At 66.5% G+C, this 18,848-nt stretch carries 12 protein-coding genes; 7 read left to right on the forward strand and 5 right to left on the reverse strand.

What is annotated here, in order from left to right:
• Positions 1-326: 326 nt before the first annotated feature.
• From N5D48_RS04675 to N5D48_RS04700, 6 genes are all read left to right on the forward strand, one after another.
• Complete coding sequence (locus N5D48_RS04675; protein WP_110738341.1) at positions 327-1,058, forward strand: GntR family transcriptional regulator; 732 nt, start codon at positions 327-329, stop codon at positions 1,056-1,058.
• Between the two features lie 11 nt (positions 1,059-1,069).
• Positions 1,070-2,158, forward strand: a complete 1,089-nt coding sequence (gene nagA / locus N5D48_RS04680; protein ID WP_279881624.1) for an N-acetylglucosamine-6-phosphate deacetylase — start codon at positions 1,070-1,072, stop codon at positions 2,156-2,158.
• Positions 2,155-3,177, forward strand: a complete 1,023-nt coding sequence (locus N5D48_RS04685) for an SIS domain-containing protein (protein ID WP_279881627.1) — start codon at positions 2,155-2,157, stop codon at positions 3,175-3,177. The genes nagA and N5D48_RS04685 overlap by 4 nt, the downstream gene beginning before the upstream one ends.
• Before the next feature lie 18 nt (positions 3,178-3,195).
• Entirely contained in the window at positions 3,196-5,739 is a 2,544-nt protein-coding gene (gene ptsP, locus N5D48_RS04690) for a phosphoenolpyruvate--protein phosphotransferase (RefSeq protein ID WP_279881629.1), read from the forward strand.
• Positions 5,740-5,751: 12 nt separating this feature from the next.
• Positions 5,752-7,413 (forward strand): N-acetylglucosamine-specific PTS transporter subunit IIBC, encoded by a 1,662-nt coding sequence (gene nagE / locus N5D48_RS04695; RefSeq protein WP_279881632.1) that lies wholly within the window; start codon positions 5,752-5,754, stop codon positions 7,411-7,413.
• Between the two features lie 192 nt (positions 7,414-7,605).
• Positions 7,606-9,630, forward strand: coding sequence for an HET-C-related protein (locus tag N5D48_RS04700; RefSeq protein WP_279881635.1), 2,025 nt, complete (start codon positions 7,606-7,608; stop codon positions 9,628-9,630).
• A 40-nt stretch (positions 9,631-9,670) separates the two neighbouring features.
• Here N5D48_RS04700 and N5D48_RS04705 read toward each other — a convergent pair whose 3' ends face one another.
• Together N5D48_RS04705 and purL are read right to left on the reverse strand one after the other, a co-directional pair.
• A complete protein-coding gene (locus N5D48_RS04705; protein WP_279881638.1) occupies positions 9,671-9,982 on the reverse strand; it encodes an NGG1p interacting factor NIF3 in 312 nt (103 codons plus the stop codon).
• A 2-nt stretch (positions 9,983-9,984) separates the two neighbouring features.
• Entirely contained in the window at positions 9,985-13,884 is a 3,900-nt protein-coding gene (purL, locus tag N5D48_RS04710) for a phosphoribosylformylglycinamidine synthase (RefSeq protein ID WP_279881641.1), read from the reverse strand.
• Positions 13,885-14,207: 323 nt separating this feature from the next.
• Here purL and mltF point away from each other — a divergent pair, with 323 nt between their 5' ends.
• On the forward strand, positions 14,208-15,665 hold the full coding sequence (gene mltF, locus N5D48_RS04715) for a membrane-bound lytic murein transglycosylase MltF (RefSeq protein ID WP_279881644.1): 1,458 nt from the start codon (positions 14,208-14,210) through the stop codon (positions 15,663-15,665).
• 62 nt (positions 15,666-15,727) lie between these two features.
• Here the strand turns inward: mltF and tadA are convergent, their stop codons facing one another.
• From tadA to N5D48_RS04730, 3 genes are all read right to left on the reverse strand, one after another.
• The gene (gene tadA, locus N5D48_RS04720) at positions 15,728-16,210 is read right to left on the reverse strand and encodes a tRNA adenosine(34) deaminase TadA (RefSeq protein WP_279881646.1); all 483 of its coding nucleotides are present in this window, start codon (positions 16,208-16,210) and stop codon (positions 15,728-15,730) included.
• Positions 16,210-17,592, reverse strand: a complete 1,383-nt coding sequence (locus N5D48_RS04725; RefSeq protein WP_279881649.1) for a multicopper oxidase family protein — start codon at positions 17,590-17,592, stop codon at positions 16,210-16,212. The genes tadA and N5D48_RS04725 overlap by 1 nt, the downstream gene beginning before the upstream one ends.
• A gap of 195 nt (positions 17,593-17,787) precedes the next feature.
• On the reverse strand, positions 17,788-18,822 hold the full coding sequence (locus tag N5D48_RS04730) for an FAD-dependent oxidoreductase (RefSeq protein WP_279881652.1): 1,035 nt from the start codon (positions 18,820-18,822) through the stop codon (positions 17,788-17,790).
• Positions 18,823-18,848 lie beyond the last annotated feature (26 nt).

Consider the following 18,848-nt stretch of genomic DNA (forward strand, 5'->3'; position numbering starts at 1 on the left):
GCCGCAAAGCGGCCCCAGGTATTATGAAGTCTTCCTGTTCAACCCCACTTCCATGTCATCGATCAGCGCCTTGGCCATGGCATTTGGTTTCAGATTCGGAAATGTCTGACAGCCTTCAAGATCGCCGGGGCTGCTGCGCAGCCCTTTCGCGACACAAGGCCGCTCCTACAGGGATGCGCGTACTCCTGTAGGAGCGGCCTTGTGTCGCGAAAGGGGCGCAAAGCGCCCCCAGAATCAAAAACGAGATTCCTGATCAGACCAGTGGTATTGACCTGGTATTAAAGTGGTATTAATTTTCCACCCAACAACAATATCGGACACCCCTCATGCGTCCTCTATCGGCCCTGCGCCCCGACGACACCAGCGCCACCCCGCTCTACCTGCAGCTGGCGCGCAACCTTGAGCAGGCCATCCACGCCGGCCAATGGACCGCCGACCAGGCGCTGCCCTCGGAGCGCACCCTCAGCGAAACCCTGGACATCTCCCGGGTCACCGCGCGCAAGGCCCTCGAGGTCCTGCTCGAACAAGGCCTGATCCATCGCATCCAGGGCTCCGGCACCTTCATCACGCCACGCCTGGAACAACCCCTGTCACGCCTGTCGAGCTTCAGCGAAATGCTGCGCATGAAAGGCTTCGTGCCCAGCTCCCAGTGGCTCGAGCGCAGCATCGGCACCCCAAGCAACGACGAACTGATCCGCCTCGGCCTGTCGCCCACCGACCAGGTGGTCCACCTCAAGCGCCTGCGCAAGGCCGACGACATCGTCATGGCGGTGGAGGTCAGCACCCTGCCCGCCCGCCTGCTCGGCGACCCACAGGCCATCGGCGATTCGCTCTACCAGCACCTCGACCGGCTCGGCCGCCCGGTGGTCCGCGCCCTGCAACACATCCGCGCAATCAACGCCGGCGACGAGCTGGCCGCCCAGGTGGGCATCGCCCCCGGCACCGCCATGCTGCTGATGACCCGCATCGGCTACCTCGACGACAACACCGCCATCGAGCTGACCGACACCTACTGCCGCAACGACTACTACGACTTCGTCGCCGAACTGCGACGCTGACCGGAGCCCCCATGGACATCGCCAACATCCTCACCCCCGACGGCTGGGTGCGCGGACAACTGCACCTCGAAAACGGCCGTGTCCGGGCCATCGAGGGCACGCCGTGCGACCCGCAGGCCAACGACCTGCCGTACCTGCTGCCCGGTTTCATCGACCTGCACGTGCACGGTGGTGGGGGCAGCGACATCATGCAGGGCGGCGAAGCCTTCGCCACCATCGCCCGTACCCACCGACGCTTCGGCACCACCTCGCTGCTGGCCACTACCATGACCGCACCCCGCGAGGAACTGACCCGCGTGCTCGCCGAGCTGGGCGAGCACCTCAAGCACCCGCGCCAGGGCGCGCGCATTCTCGGCGTGCACCTGGAAGGCCCGTACATCAACCCCGGCAAGCTCGGCGCGCAGCCGAACTTCGCCCACCAGGCGCTGCTCGACGAGGTCGAGCAATACCTGGCCCTGGCGCCGATCAAGGTCATCACCATCGCCCCGGAAATCGCCGGCCACCTGCCGCTGATCCAGGCCCTGAGCCAGCGCGGCATCCGCCTGCAGCTCGGCCATACCCTGGGCAGCTACGAAGAAGGCGTGGCGGCCCTGGAGGCCGGCGCCACCAGCTTCACCCACCTGTACAACGCCATGAGCCCGCTGCACCACCGTGAGCCGGGCATCGTCGGCGCGGCCCTGGCCCATGCTCGCTACGCCGAGCTGATTCCCGACCTGCTGCACGTGCACCCCGGCGCCATGCGCGTGGCCCTGCGCTCGATCCCGTGCCTGTACTGCGTGACCGACTCCACCGCCGCCGCCGGCATGCCCGACGGCGAATACCGCCTGGGCAGCCACACCGTGACCAAGTGCCTGGGCGGCGTGCGCCTGCCCGACGGCACCCTGGCCGGCAGCACCCTGACCATGGACCAAGCCCTGCGCAACCTGGTGAAGATCGGCCTGCCGCTGGCCGAAGCCTCCGAGCGCCTGTCGCGCCATCCCGCCGATTATCTCGGCATCGCCGACCGTGGCCGCCTGCAACCGGGCGCCTGGGCCGACGCGGTGCTGCTGGACCGCCAACTGAACCTGACCGCCGTGATGATCGAAGGAGAAACCGCATGAATTCAAGGATGCTCGAAGAAGCCCGCGCCTGCGCCGAGGTCGTCCAACGTCAGACACAGACGCTGGATCCGCGCCTGGAAACCCTGGCCGAACAGCTGCGCCGGCTCGATCCGCAAGTGGCGCTGACCGTGGCCCGGGGCAGCTCGGACCACGCCGCCAGCTACTTCGCCTACATCGCCATGCAGCAGCTGGGGCTGCCGGTGGCTTCGCTGCCGATGTCGGTGGTGACCCTGCAGCAGGCACCGCTGCGAGTGCGTGGCCAGGTGGCGCTGGGCTTCTCGCAGTCGGGGCAGAGCCCGGACCTGGTGGAAAGCCTGCGCCGCCTGGGCCAATGCGGGGCAACCACGGTCTCGCTGGTCAACGCCGAAGGCTCGCCCCTGGAGCAGGCCTGCCAGCACCACTTGCCGCTGTGCGCGGGCCCTGAGCTGTCGGTGGCGGCGACCAAGAGCTTCGTCGCCACCCTGGCTGCCAGCGCCCACCTGGTCGCCCACTGGGGCCAGGACCGCGCCCTGCTGGCAGCCGGCCTTGCCCTGCCCGCGCAGCTGCGCGAGGCCGCCGCGCAGGACTGGACCCCGGCCATCGACACCCTGCGCGACAGCGAGCGCCTGATGGTGATCGGCCGTGGCGCGGGCTTCGCCATCGCCCAGGAGGCCGCGCTCAAACTCAAGGAAACCTCGGTGATCCAGGCCGAAGCCTTCAGCAGCGCCGAAGTGCGCCATGGCCCGATGGCCCTGATCGATGCCCAGTACCCGCTGCTGGTGTTCGCCCCCCGTGGCGTCGAGCAGGCCGGGCTGCTGCAGCTGGCCGCCGACATGCGCCAGCGCGGTGCCCGCGTGCTGCTGGCGGCGCCGGTCGATATCGCCGGGCGCGACCTCACCCTGAGCTGCGCCGAACACCCGGCCCTGGACCCGCTGCTGGCGATCCAGAGCTTCTACATCATGGCCGCGGCCCTGGCCGAGGCCCGCGGCCTCGACCCCGACCAGCCGCGCCACCTGAGCAAAGTGACCTGCACGCAGTGAAGCCGCGAGGAACAGCGCATGCCCGACAATAACAAGATCATCCTCCATGCCCCGCTCGCCGGACCGCTGATACCGCTGGACCAGGTACCCGACCCGGTGTTCAGCAGCGCCACCCTGGGCGACGGCGTCGCCATCGACCCGTTGAACGACGTGCTGCACGCGCCCTGCGCGGGCGAAGTGGTGCAACTGGCGCGCACCGGCCATGCGCTGACCCTGCGTGCGGCCAACGGCGCGGAAGTCCTTTTGCATATCGGTGTCGACACCGTGCAGTTGCAGGGGCGTGGGTTCTCGCCACAGGTTCGGTTGGGCGAACACGTGATGCAGGGCCAGGCGCTGGTGCACTTCGATATGGACCTGGTGGCGCAGCACTGTGTCAGCCTGGTCACCGTGATGCTGATCAGCAATGGCCCAGGCTTTGGCCTGACGCGACTGGACACAGGCACTTCGCGCCTGGGCACGGCGTTGCTGGAGGTCGAGGCCACGGGCAGCGGAGCGCATGCACGACCGGTCAGCCATGAGTGCGCGCGCGGTCATGCCCGGGTCGCTCATCACGGCGGCCTGCACGCCCGCCCCGCGGCCCTGCTGCGCCAGACCGCGCAAGGCTTCCAGAGCCATGCCGTGCTGCGTTTCGCCGAGCGCGAGGCCGACCTCACCAGCCTGGTGGCGGTCATGGGCCTGGGCGTTGGCGAAGGCGCCGAAATCGAACTGATCTGCACCGGGCCGGACAGCCAGGCCGCGCTGCAGGCGTTGATCGCCGCCGTGCAGACCGCCTCGGTCGGTGAGCGCCATGCCTCGCACGTGCCCACCAGCACCGTCACGCCCAAGCCCAATGCCGAGCCCGGCGTGCTCAACGGTGTCTGCGCCGCCCCCGGCCTCGCCCTCGGGCCACTGGCGCGCCTGGACGGCATCAGCCTGCCGGCGGACAGCGGCGATAACGACCCCGCCGAGCAGCACCAGGCGCTGAACAGCGCCCTGGCCGAGGTCCGTCATGCCATCGACCGCGACTGGCGCCACCTGCCTCGCGGCCAGGAGGACGCGGCAGCGATCCTCGAGGCCCACCTGGCCCTGCTCGACGACCCGGCCCTGCTCGGCGATGCCCGCCAGCATATCGCCGGCGGCGTCGCCGCCAGCCATGCCTGGAGCCGCGCCATCGAGACCCAGTGCCAGGTCCTGCGCAGCCTGGGCAACCCGTTGCTGGCCGAGCGCGCCAACGACCTGTACGACCTGCAGCAGCGGGTGCTGCGCGCCCTGCTCGGCGAAACCCGGCAACTGCGCCTGCCGCCGGCGGCCATCGTCGTCGCCCACGAACTGACGCCCTCCGACCTGCTGCTGCTCGCCCGTCACGATGTCGCCGGGCTGTGCATGGCCGCCGGTGGCGCCACCTCGCACGTCGCCATCCTCGCCCGTGCCCGCGGCCTGCCATGCCTGGTGGCCGTGGGCGAAGCGCTGCTCGACCTGCCCGCCGGCACGCCCCTGGTGCTGGACGCCGACCAGGGCCGCCTGGAAACCCAGGCCGACCCGCAACGCCTGGCCGAGGTCCACTGCCACCTGCAGCAACGCCGCGAAATCCGCCAGCGCCAGCAGGCCGCCGCGCAGCAAGGCGCGCGCACCCGCGATGGCCAGTTGATCGAGGTCGCGGCCAACGTCGCCAGCGCCGAAGAAGCCGCCCAGGCCCTGGCCCAGGGCGCCGACGGCATCGGCCTGCTGCGCAGCGAGTTCCTGTTCATCGACCGCCCCACCGCACCGGACGAGGCCGAGCAGCGCAACGCCTACCAGGCCGTGCTCGACGCCATGGCCGAACGCCCGGTGATCATCCGCACCATCGATGTCGGCGGCGACAAGCAGCTCGACTACCTGCCCCTGCCGGCCGAGGCCAACCCGGTGCTGGGCCTGCGCGGCATCCGCCTGGGCCAGGTCCGTCCGGAGCTGCTCGACCAGCAACTGCGCGCCCTGCTCCAGGTCAGCCCGCAGCGGCGCTGCCGGATCATGCTGCCGATGGTCACCGAGGTCGACGAGTTGATCGCCATCCGCCAGCGCCTTGACCGGCTGGCCGCCGAGCTGGGCGGGACGACACGCGCCGAACTGGGGGTGATGATCGAGGTGCCGGCCGCGGCGCTGCTCGCCGAGCGTCTGGCCGAGCATGCGGACTTCTTCTCCATCGGCACCAACGACCTGTCCCAGTACACCCTGGCCATGGACCGTGACCATGCCGGGCTGGCGGCGCGGGTCGATGCCCTGCACCCAGCGCTGCTGCGCCTGATCGAGCTGACCTGCCAGGGCGCGGCGAAGCACGGTCGCTGGGTCGGCGTGTGCGGTGCGCTGGCCTCCGACCCGCTGGCCACGCCGGTGCTGGTCGGCCTCGGCGTGGCCGAGCTGTCGGTCAGCGCGCCGCAGATCGGCGAGATCAAGGCCCTGGTCCGCCAGCTCGACGCCAGCGCCTGCCGCCGTTTCAGCCAGGGCCTGCTGGGCCTGGCCAGCGCCGGTGCCGTGCGCCAGGCCTGCCGCGACTTCGCCGCGCAATCCCACGCCCAACCCGCGGCCCCCATGGCCCTACAACAATAATCGGAGCGCACCATGTACCAGCACTTCATCCAGGGCCTGCAGCGGCTCGGCCGCGCCTTGATGCTGCCCATCGCCATCCTGCCCATCGCCGGCCTGTTGCTGCGCCTGGGCGACACCGACCTGCTCGACATCGCCCTGGTGCATGACGCCGGCCAAGCGATCTTCGCCAACCTGGCGCTGATCTTCGCCGTCGGCATCGCCGTGGGCTTCGCCCGCGACAACAACGGCACCGCGGGCCTGGCCGGCGCCATCGGCTACCTGGTGCTGGTGGCGACGCTGAAGGTGATCGATCCGAAGATCGACATGGGCATGCTCGCCGGCATCATCTGCGGCCTGCTCGGCGGCGGCCTGTACAACCGCTTCAAGGACATCCAGCTGCCGGACTACCTGGCGTTCTTCGGCGGCCGGCGCTTCGTGCCGATCGCCACCGGGCTTTCGGCGGTGATCCTCGGACTGCTGTTCGGCCTGATCTGGCCACCGATCCAGCACGGCATCAACGCGCTCGGCCAGCTGATGCTGGAGAGCGGCAGCATCGGCGCGTTCTTCTTCGGCGTGCTCAACCGGCTGCTGATCATCACCGGCCTGCACCATATCCTCAACAACCTGGTGTGGTTCGTCTTCGGCAGCTTCCAGGCGGCCAGTGGCCAGGTGGTGACCGGCGATCTGGCGCGCTACTTCGCCGGCGATCCCAACGCCGGGCAGTTCATGGCCGGCATGTTCCCGATGATGATCTTCGGCCTGCCCGCCGCGTGCCTGGCCATGTATCGCCACGCCCTGCCGGCGCGGCGCAAGCTGATCGGCGGGGTGCTGCTGTCGATGGCGCTGACCTCGGCGCTGACCGGGGTGACCGAGCCGATCGAGTTCGCCTTCATGTTCCTCGCGCCGCTTTTGTACCTGATCCACGCGCTGCTGACCGGCTTGTCCATGGCGATCTGCGACCTGCTGGGCATCCGCCTGGGCTTTACCTTCTCCGGCGGCGCCATCGACATGGCCCTGGGCTGGGGCCGCTCGAGCAACGGCTGGCTGGTGTTCCCGGTCGGTGTGCTGTACGGCCTGCTCTACTACTTCGTGTTCGACTTCTGTATTCGCCGCTTCGACCTGAAGACGCCGGGGCGCGAGGAGCAGCCCACGGAGCAGGCCAACAACGCCGAAACGCCCCGGGGTCGTCGCTATATCGACGCCCTGGGTGGCGCGGACAACCTGCTGGGTGTCGATGCCTGCACCACACGCCTGCGCCTGGTACTGGCCGATCGCTCGCTGGCCCAGGACGAAGCGCTGAAAAAGCTCGGGGCCATGGCCGTGGTGCGTCCTGGCAGTGGCGGTAGCCTGCAAGTGGTGGTCGGCCCGATGGCCGACGCGTTGGCGGACGAGATCCGTGGCGAGCTGACGCATGGCCTGGCAGCCACGCCTGCCGACGTCGGCGCAACAGCCGACAGCATCGAGCCACTGCCGGCAGACGGTTGGTTGCAGGCCCTCGGCGGACGCGACAACCTGCTCAAGGTCGAGTGCGTGGCACTGAGCCGGGTACGGGTTCAGTTCAGGGATCCGACCAAGGCCAGCCAGGAACACCTCATGGCGTTGGGCTGCCAGGGGATCAGCCCACAGGCCGATGGCGTCTGGCACCTGCTGATGGGGCCACGGGCGCAGGCGCTGAACGTGGCGCTGCAGGCCTGACAGGGCTCACGAGCAGGCGATGTAATCACTGCACTCGACCGTGCGTGGGAAGGCGCCGTGGCGTGCCCACGGAATCATGACGATGAGAAGCAAGACGGGTCTTGCTTCGCCGTGAGGCATTCGTTCCATATTCTGCTGCCGCACCCGCAACGTCAGGCTGCTCCTCTCGTACAACCAGAGAGGACACACGCCATGAACCACTTGAACGATGCTCCGGTCTTCACCAGCGATTTCGCGCTGGAGCAGTTATGCGCTTTCGCCAGGAACATGGAAGAGCTGGATTTCGTGCTGATGTTCATGCCGATCTTCGGTTCGCAAGTGCCCAGTGAGATGTTCCTGCGCTTGCGTGCAGATCTTCTGGCGGGCGACATCAGCAGCCCCGGCTATGTGGTAGAGGATCGCGGTCAGGACAATGCCCGCTACGACGACGAACACCAGGTGATCGTCGTCAACCCGGAAAAAATCGAACTGGCACTGACCACCCCAAGCTCCACGCCGAACCTGCTTATGGCCTTGCTCGGTACCTTCGGCCAGTATCTGGCGGACCTCTACGCATCGGACGACAGCGACTGGCCCAGGCCGCAAGCACAGGAGCTGCGCAGCATCGGCTCACGCTATGCCAGCCTGATGGCATTCTGCGACGACCAGACCAGGGATGGGACGGTGTTTGCCCATTACACCAGCGACGAGCACGACGCGGCGTTGCTACTCGATGCGAGCGAGGCGCCAGCAGTAGATGAACTCTTGCCCGAAGACGCATGGCAATTGTCCATCGAACCTCGATTCGGTGCCGGAGACGGCGGCCATGAATCGGTGGAAGAAGTACTGAGCGAGGTCGGCTTCTCCCACCAGGAATGCAAAGCCATCTACTTCGGCAACTGGATACGTGACCACTCGCAACTGATCGATCCCAAGCTGGTTCGCCCGGAGCACGCCCCCAAGCAGTTCCCCGCGAAACTCTCGAGGGAGGCACTGACCCAGGTGGTCGACATGCTTGCGCTCAAGGCGTTCAACAGCCTGCAACTCTCCGAAAGTGGACGTGAGGCTTACCGGGTGACCCAGGCACTGCTTGGGGTCTATCGCGCATCGGAGCATATCGACAACCCTACCAACCTCGAGAACGACCCCGTCGACCCGAAAACGATCGACGAGGATTTCGAGCCGCTGGTACTGCCCGACGACCCTGATAACGAGGTCTACTACAGCACCTCGATGAAAGCCTACATAGACGGCCCGGCGAGGTACATGAACAGCAGGATCTACCAGGCTGCCACGGCAGGTCGAACCCCGGAAGGCATGCGTTTGTTCGGCGAGGCCCTGCACGTGCTGGAGGATTATTTCGCCCACTCCAACTTTGTCGAACTGAGCCTGCGCAAGCTGGGGCACGAAGACGTGCTGCCGTGGACCACGCAGGTTCCCTGCCGACACGACTATCCCGTCGTGACCGGCCTGTTCAGCGGCCTGGACATTCTCGCCAGCATCGCCGAGCCGCTGAGCAAGATGCTGTTTCCCGCCAACCCCCTGTTCTTCGAGCCGCTCAGGAGAGGTTACCGCAGCGACGCCGAGCAGATGATGCTGATCCTGCTGCGCGAGCAGGAAAACCCGATGTGGCTGAAATCGCTGGAGAACATGCTGGCCATGCGTGACCGGATCGCCGACAACCCACTGTTGCGCTTCGCGCACCTCGGGTTCTGGGCCCTGACCCTGCCATTGCGACTGGTCGGCCACTATTGCAACCGCGTTTTCCAGTCGTTGCTGGTGAAACTGGGGGATCTGGTGGATGACCTGCAAACCAGCATGGGCGACGACCCCAACACCTCTCCAGGCGTCGATCCTACCCATTCACAACTGGCCAAGGATCACGACACCCATCCGTTCCACACGCTGGCCATGCTGCTGGCGCGCGAGGCGGTTCGCCAGGTAGGTGCGCATATGCAGGCACACTGGAACGGCGAGGTCAGCTATCCGCCCGCGGACCTTGCAGTGAACTTCCTGTGTCATCCCAACGACTGCGACTGGCAGGACGCGATCGTCGACGAATGGGCGAGCACTCACCAGACGCAAATCGAAGCCGGCAAATACGCCAGCGAATTCGAACGGCTGCGCGACGAGTACATGGCGAAAGCGCACGAGACGATACGGGCCTTGGCTGCGAACGGCAACTATACCCCGGTGAAAACCAGCGAAAGCTTCCGCACGCTCTTCCCGTTCCGTTGACCACAATGCAATCGGGGCCGCTGCGCGGCCCCGATCGGGTTCACAGATCCAGCAGTTGCCAGACCTCGTACGCCGGTGTCTGGTAGGGGTGGCTGTGCTTGAGCGCGGCGACCGCCTGGGCGATCAGCGCATCAGCCACCACCAGCTCCACCTTCCACTCCTCGACCACCTCGACCTGGCCAGTCTGCCCGAGGTACGGCTGGCTGCCGTCCAACGGGCGGAACTGGCCCTGGCCCAGGGTCTGCCAGGCGCAGTGGTCATAGTCGCCGATGCGCCCGCCACCGGCGGTGAACACGGCGGTCTTGACCACCTCGACATGGCTGTCGGGGACGAAGAAGGCGAGCTTGTACACCCTTAGTTCACCCACACCCGCGCATTGCGGAACATGCGCATCAGGGCCGCGTCTTCCTGCCACTCATCCGGGCGCCAGGAGTTCTGCACGGCGCGGAACATCCGCTCCGGGTGCGGCATCATGATGGTCACGCGGCCGTCGCGGCTGGTCAGGCCGGTGATGCCACGCGGCGAGCCGTTCGGGTTGGCCGGGTAGGCTTCGGTGACCTTGCCATGGTTATCGACGTAGCGCAGGGCCACGCAACCGGACAGGTCGGCTTCCAGCAGCGCTTCTTCGCTGGCGAATTCGGCATGGCCTTCGCCGTGGGCGATGGCGATCGGCATGCGCGAACCGGCCATGCCCTGCAGGAAGATCGAGTTGGACTTCTGCACCTCGACCATGGCCACGCGCGCCTCGAACTGCTCCGAGCGGTTGCGCACGAAGTGCGGCCAGTACTCGGTGCCCGGGATCAGCTCGTGCAGGTTGGACATCATCTGGCAACCGTTGCACACGCCCAGGGCGAAGCTGTCGGTACGCTCGAAGAAGGCCTGGAAGGCATCGCGGGCACGGGCGTTGAACAGCGCCGACTTGGCCCAGCCTTCACCGGCACCCAGCACGTCGCCGTAAGAGAAGCCGCCGCAGGCCACCAGACCTTTGAAGGCTTCGAAGTCGACACGGCCAGACAGGATGTCGCTCATGTGCACGTCGACCGCAGCGAAGCCCGCGCGGTCGAAGGCGGCAGCCATCTCGACCTGGCCGTTGACACCCTGCTCGCGCAGGATCGCCACTTGCGGACGCACGCCTTTCTTGATGTACGGCGCGGCGATGTCGTCGTTGACGTCGTAGCCCAGCTTGACCGACAGGCCCGGGTTGTCTTCTTCCAGCAGGGCGTCGAATTCCTGGTCGGCGCAGTCGGCGTTGTCGCGCAGGCGCTGGACCTGATAGCTGGTTTCGGCCCACTGGCGCTGCAGCAGGCGGCGATCGCCGTTGAACAGCTCTTCGCCTTCGAAGTTGATCAGCACTTCACCGTTGTTGATCGGCTGGCCGATCACGGCGACGCAATCCTCACCCAGGCCAGCGGCGCTGAACTGCGCCAGCACATCCGGCGTGGCGTCCTGACGGACCTGGATCACCGCGCCCAGCTCTTCGTTGAAGAGGATGGCCGCGACTTTCTCGCGCTTGCTGGTCAGGTTGCCCAGTTCCAGCTCCAGGCCACAGTGGCCGGCGAAGGCCATTTCCAGCACGGTGGTCATCAGGCCGCCGTCGGAACGGTCGTGGTAGGCCAGCAGGTGGCCGTCTTCGTTCAGGCCCTGGATCACGGCGAAGAACGCCTTGAGGTCCTCGGCGTCATCGACGTCCGGCGCCTGAGCGGCCAGCTTGCCATGGGTCTGCGCCAGGATCGAGGCGCCCATGCGGTTCTGTCCACGGCCCAGGTCGATCAGGATCAGGTCGGTTTCGCCCTTGTCCATGCGCAGTTGCGGGGTCAGGGTCTTGCGGATGTCGGTGACCGGGGCGAAGCCGGTGATGATCAGCGACATCGGCGAGGTGACGCTCTTCTGCTCGCCCGCCTCGCTCCACTGGGTCTTCATCGACATCGAGTCTTTGCCGACCGGGATGGTGATGCCCAGCTCCGGGCACAGCTCCATGCCGACGGCCTTGACGGTGTCGTACAGGCGGGCGTCTTCACCCGGGTGGCCAGCGGCGGACATCCAGTTGGCCGACAGCTTGATGTCGGACAGCTTCTCGATACGCGAGGCGGCCAGGTTGGTCAGGGTCTCGCCGATCGCCATGCGCCCGGACGCCGGGGCGTCGAGCAGGGCCAGCGGCGTGCGCTCGCCCATGGCCATGGCTTCACCCGTGTAGACGTCGAAGCTGGTGGCGGTGACGGCGCAGTCGGCTACCGGTACCTGCCACGGGCCGACCATCTGGTCGCGAGCCACGAGGCCGGTGATGGTGCGGTCGCCGATGGTGATCAGGAAGCTCTTGCTGGCCACGGCCGGGTGACGCAGGACGCGCTCGACCGAATCCTTGAGCTCCAGGGTGCTCGGGTCGAACTCATCGCCCAGCTCCGCTTCGCGGCTGACCGAACGGTGCATGCGCGGCGGCTTGCCCAGCAGCACGTCCAGCGGCATGTCCACCGGGGTGTTGTCGAAGTGACTGTCGGTGACGGTGAGGTGCTTCTCCTCGGTGGCCTCGCCCACCACCGCGAACGGGCAGCGCTCACGCTCGCAGATGGCCTGGAAGCGCTCGAAGTCCTCGGCGCTGACCGCCAGCACGTAGCGCTCCTGCGACTCGTTGGACCAGATCTCGTGCGGGGCCATGCCCGGCTCGTCGTTGGGCACGTTGCGCAGTTCGAAGCGGCCACCGCGGCCACCGTCGTTGACCAGCTCCGGGAAGGCGTTGGAGATGCCGCCGGCGCCGACGTCGTGGATGAAGGCGATCGGGTTCTTGTCACCCAGCTGCCAGCAGCGGTCGATGACCTCCTGGCAACGGCGTTCCATTTCCGGGTTTTCGCGCTGTACCGAGGCGAAGTCCAGGTCAGCCGAGCTGGCGCCGGTGGCGACCGACGAGGCGGCGCCGCCGCCCAGGCCGATCAGCATGGCCGGGCCGCCGAGCACGATCAGCTTGGCGCCGACGGTGATCTCGCCCTTCTGCACGTGGTCTTCACGGATGTTGCCCATGCCGCCGGCGAGCATGATCGGCTTGTGGTAGCCACGGACTTCTTCACCGTGCGGGGTGTTGATGCCCTGCTCGAAGGTGCGGAAGTAGCCGGTCAGCGCCGGGCGACCGAATTCGTTGTTGAACGCGGCGCCGCCCAGTGGGCCTTCGATCATGATGTCGAGGGCGTCGACGATGCGCTCAGGCTTGCCGTAAGGCTTCTCCCATGGCTGTTCGAAGCCTGGGATACGCAGGTTGGATACGGTGAAGCCGGTCAGGCCAGCCTTGGGCTTGGCGCCACGGCCGGTGGCGCCTTCGTCGCGGATCTCGCCGCCGGAGCCAGTGGAGGCGCCGGAGAACGGGGCGATGGCGGTCGGGTGGTTGTGGGTCTCGACCTTCATCAGGATGTGCACCGGCTCCTGTACCGCGCCGTACTGGCGGGTCTCAGGGTTCGGGAAGAAGCGGCCGGCGACGCTGCCGACGATCACCGAGGCGTTGTCCTTGTACGCAGACAGCACGCCTTCGCTGTGCATCTGGTAGGTGTTCTTGATCATGCCGAACAGGCTCTTCTCCTGCGCCTGGCCGTCGATGTCCCAGCTGGCGTTGAAGATCTTGTGGCGGCAGTGCTCGGAGTTGGCCTGGGCGAACATCATCAGTTCGATGTCGTTCGGGTTGCGCTTGAGCCCCTGGAAGGCGTTGACCAGGTAGTCGATCTCGTCCTCGGCCAGGGCCAGGCCCAGGTCGATGTTGGCTTGCGCCAGGGCGGCGCGGCCACCGGCGAGGATGTCCACCGAGGTCATCGGCTTGGGCTGGGCGTGGCTGAACAGGTCGGCGGCATCTTCCAGCTTGGCCAGCACGCGCTGGGTCATACGGTCGTGCAGCTCGGCGGCAAGCACCTGGGCGTCGGCATCGGAAATGTTACCGGCGACGTAGTAGGCGATGCCGCGCTCCAGGCGCTGGATCGACTGCAAGCCGCAGTTGTGGGCGATGTCGCTGGCCTTGGATGCCCAGGGCGAGATGGTGCCCAGGCGCGGCACGACCAGGAACAGGCGGCCGGCTGGCTCCTGCACCGGCACGCTCGGGCCGTACTTGAGCAGACGGCCCAGCACCTGCTGCTGGTCGGCGGTCAGCTCGCCGTCGACGTCGGCGAAGTGGGCGAATTCGGCATACAAACCAGTAACAGCGGGGACTTTCTGGCTCAGTTGCTCGAGTAATTTACCGTGGCGAAAGGCAGAAAGGGCAGGAGCGCCGCGCAGGATCAACATCGTCGGGACAGCCTCAGGAAGGGGTGTGCTTAGAGGCCGTGCATTCTAGCCTAATTCGCAGGCTTTCGGCACCCGCTCAAAGCCAATGCTGCCGGGCGGCGGAACCGGACTTTCGGGTCAAAAAAGCAGCTGCAAGCTACAAGCTTCAAGCGGCAAGAAAAAGCGGGGGCGCACACTCTGCTTTTTCTTGCAGCTTGCAGCTTGCCGCTTGCAGCTTGCTGCTTGCTGCTTGCAGCTTGCAGCTTGCAGCTCATATCCGCTAACAGACCTGCCAACCATTGTCGAGATATGGCGCCGCCGGTCCTTTGCGTATACTGCACCCTATGTTCGCCCACACTGCTTTGCGCCAGCGATGCGCCAGATGGCTCCTCGCAACCGGACTCTTCCTGATGCTCGGTGCCTGCGTTGAAAAACCCAGCACCCTCGAACGCGTCAAGGAGGATGGCGTATTGCGCGTAATTACCCGCAACAGCCCGGCCACCTACTTCCAGGACCGCAACGGCGAAACCGGCTTCGAGTACGAACTGGTCAAGCGCTTCGCCGACGACCTGGGCGTGAAGCTCGAGATCGAGACCGCCGACAACCTCGACGAGCTGTTCGACCAGCTGGGCAAGCCCTCCGGCCCGGTGCTGGCCGCCGCCGGCCTGGTCAGCAGCGAACGCCGCGCCGCCCAGGCGAAGTTCTCCCACCCCTACCTTGAAGTGACCCCGCAGGTCATCTACCGCAATGGCCGCTCGCGGCCGACCAGCGTCAAGGGCCTGGTGGGCAAGAAGATCATGGTGCTCAAGGGCAGCAGCCACGCCGACCAGCTCGCCGAGCTGAAAAAGCAGAACCCGGGGCTGGAGTACGAGGAGTCCGACGCCGTCGAAGTGGTCGACCTGCTGCGCATGGTCGACGAGGGCCAGATCGACCTGACCCTGGTCGACTCCAACGAACTGGCGATGAACCAGGTGTACTTCCCCAACGTGCGCGTGGCCTTCGACCTGGGCGACACCCGCGACCAGCGCTGGGCGGTGGCTGCCGGCGAAGACAACAGCCTGCTCAACGAGATCAACGAGTTTCTCGACAAGTCGCAGAAGAACGGCACCCTGCAGCGCCTGAAGGACCGTTACTACGGCCACGTCGATGTCCTCGGCTACGTCGGTGCCTACACCTTCGCCCAGCACCTGCAGCAGCGCCTGCCCAAGTACGAAAAGCACTTCAAGACCAGCTCCAAGGTCGAGCAGGTCGACTGGCGCCTGCTCGCCGCGATCGGCTACCAGGAGTCGATGTGGCAGCCGGAGGTCACCTCCAAGACCGGCGTGCGCGGCCTGATGATGCTCACCCAGCGCACCGCCCAGGCCATGGGCGTGTCCAACCGCCTGGATCCCAAGCAAAGCATCCAGGGCGGCGCCAAGTACTTCATGCTGGTCAAGGACCAACTCGACGACAGCATCAAGGAACCGGACCGCACCTGGTTCGCCCTGGCGGCCTACAACGTCGGCAGCGGCCACCTGGAAGACGCCCGCACCTTGGCCAAGCGCGAAGGCCTGAACCCGAACAAGTGGCTGGACGTGAAGAAGATGCTGCCGCGCCTGTCGCAGAAGCAGTGGTACAGCAAGACCAAGTACGGTTATGCCCGCGGCGGCGAGCCGGTGCACTTCGTGGCCAACATCCGCCGCTACTACGACATCCTCACCTGGGTGACGCAGCCGCAGCTCGAAGGCCAGGTGGCCGAGGGCAACCTGCATGTGCCGGGGGTGAACAAGGACAAGCCGGCGGAGCAGTCACCGCCGATGTGACGCCATCGCGGGGCAAGCCCGCTCCCACGATACCCGTGGGAGCGGGCTTGCCCCGCGATCGATCATTGACCTTTCGCCCGCCGCGCCTTGAAGAACTCGCTCAGGATCGCCCCGCACTCCTGCGCCAGCACCCCACCCTCGACCATCACCCGATGATTGAGAAAGCCCTGCCCGAAGAACTGCCCCTGGCTCTGCACGATCCCCGCCTTGGGCTCCAGCGCCCCGTAGACCACCCGTGCCACCCGCGAATGCACGATCAACCCCGCGCACATGCTGCACGGCTCCAGGGTCACGTACAGCGTGCTGCCCGGCAACCGGTAGTTGCTGGCGGACTTGGCCGCGGCGCGAATCGCCACCATTTCGGCATGAGCACTGGGGTCGCTGTCGATGATCGGCCGATTGAAGCCCTGGCCAATCACCTGGCCATGCTGCACCAGCACCGCGCCCACCGGCACTTCGCCCAGGGCCGCGCCCTGCGCCGCCAGCTCCAGGGCCAGGCGCATGAATTCCTGGTCGCGGCTGCGATCGATGATCTGCGGTCGCATCAGACCACCGCGATCGCGGCCATCAGGCCGGTTTCCATGTGGTCGATGACGTGGCAGTGGAACATCCAGGTGCCGGGGTTGTCCGCCACCAGCGCCACCTGCGCCCGCTCGTTCTTGCCCAGCAGGTAGGTGTCGGTGAACCACGGCTCGACAATCTTGCGCCGATTCGAGGCGATCACCTTGAAACTCATGCCGTGCAGGTGGATCGGGTGCTGGTACTGGGTCATGTTCTTCAGCTCGAAGATATAGCTCTTGCCCTTGCGCAGCGTGGCGATCGGCCGGTCGGCGCAGGTCTTGTCGGTGATGTCCCAGGCCTGGCCGTTGATCTGCCACAGGCTCGGCGGCTTGCCGTTCTCGGTGTTCACCGAGACCTTGCCGACCCATTCGAAATTGAAGTTGAGCTTCTCGGCGTTCTCCAGGTCCGGTTCGGCCACCGGATTGGGCGGCAGCGCCTTGGGCCAGTCGCCAGGCGCTTCGCTGCTGGCCACCGAGCGCAGGGTGCCCAGGCGCACGAATCCATCGCGCAGGGAGATCTCTTCGCCGGCCTCGGGAATGCGGATCGCCAGGCAGATGCGCATGCCCGGGCCAAGCCAGTACTCGTCGTCCAGCGGACGCGGAGTGACCGGATTGCCGTCGAGGGCGTAGATCATCGCCTCGCAGTTGCCCTTGAGGTTCAACCGGTAGGTCCAGGTGTTGTCCAGGTTCAGCAGGCGCACCCGCACGACCTGCCCCGCCGGCAGTTCGGTGACCGACTCAGGTTGGCCATTGATGGTGATCAGGCGCCCCGCGGTGCCGTTGCGGGCAGCCTCACGGGGGATGCTGAAGGGCATCCAGGCACCCTGCTCGTCCACGTGCCAGTTCTTCAGGCTCAGCGTGCGCTCGTGCCTGAAGCCGGTCGGCTCGCGCTCCTCGACGATCAGCGGCCCGACCAGGCCGCGCCCCAGCTCCTCGGAGCTGCTCACATGCGGGTGGTACCAATAGCTGCCGGCATCCGGCACGCGGAACTTGTAGTCGAAGTACTCGCCCGGCTTGACCGGCAGCTGCGAGACGTACGGCACTCCGTCCATCTCCAGCGGCAGGCGAATGCCATGCCAGTGAATGGTGGTCTCCACCGGCAGGCGGTTGATGAAGCGCACCCGCAGCCAGGTGCCTTGGCGCACCCGCAGCTCGGTACCCGGCGCCGACGGGCCGAAGGCCCAGGCTTCGGTCTTGAAGCCCGGCACCAACTCGACATCCAGGGGCGCGGCGATCAGTTCGTAGTCGTGCCCGGCGTTGTCGTCCTCGACCTTGCCCAGCCAGTAGCGCGCCGCGCCTCCGGCGCCTAGACCTACCACCACCAGGCCGGTCAGGCCCTTGAGCATTTGTCGACGGGTAAAGGACATCAGTGCGGGTACCTCGTTTCAGCGCGATCAAGCTGCCAGCGGGGCTGGCGATGAAGGGCGAATACGATACACCTGCATTTGCGAAATATTAAGTGAAGTCTTGTCGCAGGACGGCCAGCGGCGCAACGCCTCCATTATCCATCCGAGCCCCATGCGCATGGCTCCCACTGGTTCGCCAGGATCGCCGGCAGCAGATCATGCCGACTGCACTGCAAGTATGTCTTCAGCGGTCTGCCGGCCCAGCAGCGGCGCCAGAATGACGCCTGGATGGGCGACAGCGACAAACAGCCCCTCGAAGCCTGGCAGAAACCGACGTAGCGGCCAGCCATCGGTTGTCTTGGGTCGTTGCACGGCATGCAGCGAACGCAACGTCACCGCGCAGTCCGGGTGCAGTGATTGGCGAACCGCCGCCAGGCTGTCCCGGCCCAGGGCTTGCAGCTTGTCATGCCCAGGAAAATCGGCGGCAGACAACAAGCCACCGGCCAGCGTCGGGCGCAGTTCAAGGGACTGGCCATAAAGCAGATGACGCAGTGATACGGATCGGGCATCGAAGCGCAGCAACACCGCCGGTTCTTCGTAAAGAGGCAGTTGCACATCCAGCGGGCCGACCAATGCCTGAGCGCCCATCGCGTTGGCCAGCACCACCACGTCAGCCTGGATGACGCCACCCAGGGTACGCACGCCGCAGACCCGATGCCCATTGAGTACAAGACCCGAAACCTCACAGCCGGCCAGCAAGCGTGCGCCATCCGCTTGCGCGGCGGCCAGCAGGCGGTGGGCCAACTGGTCCGGTTCCACGGCAAACTCTTCAGGCGCCCAGAGCGCCAGCTCCGGCGGCCGTGCCAGGGCCGGTTCCAGTTGCTGGATCTGCTTGCGTCCGACCTCCGCCATGCTCACGCCAGCGGCCTGCTGCTCGGCGAGCATGCGCTGGGTTTGCTGGTCACTGTCGAGCCAGATCAAGGCGCCCTGCGCAGCCACCGGCAATGGCCCAAGGGTCTGTGCCAGACGAGCGAACTCGCCGAGCGCCTGCTGCTCGAGTGCGAACCGGGCGGGATGCTCGGAAGGCAGGCGGCTACCCGTGCCAACCCAGCCGTAGGATTGGCCGGTGACGCCCTGGCCCATGGCACGCTCGCGCTCGAACACGGTGACCCTGGCCCCCCGACGGGCGAGATGCCAGGCAATCGAGGCACCGAGAATGCCGCCACCCACTACTGCTGCATGAAGCGCCATGGCACAGCATCCTTGTACAAAGCCGA

It is taken from the genome of Pseudomonas sp. GD03858 (assembly GCF_029840925.1).
In the GTDB taxonomy this organism is placed as follows: Bacteria; Pseudomonadota; Gammaproteobacteria; order Pseudomonadales; family Pseudomonadaceae; genus Aquipseudomonas.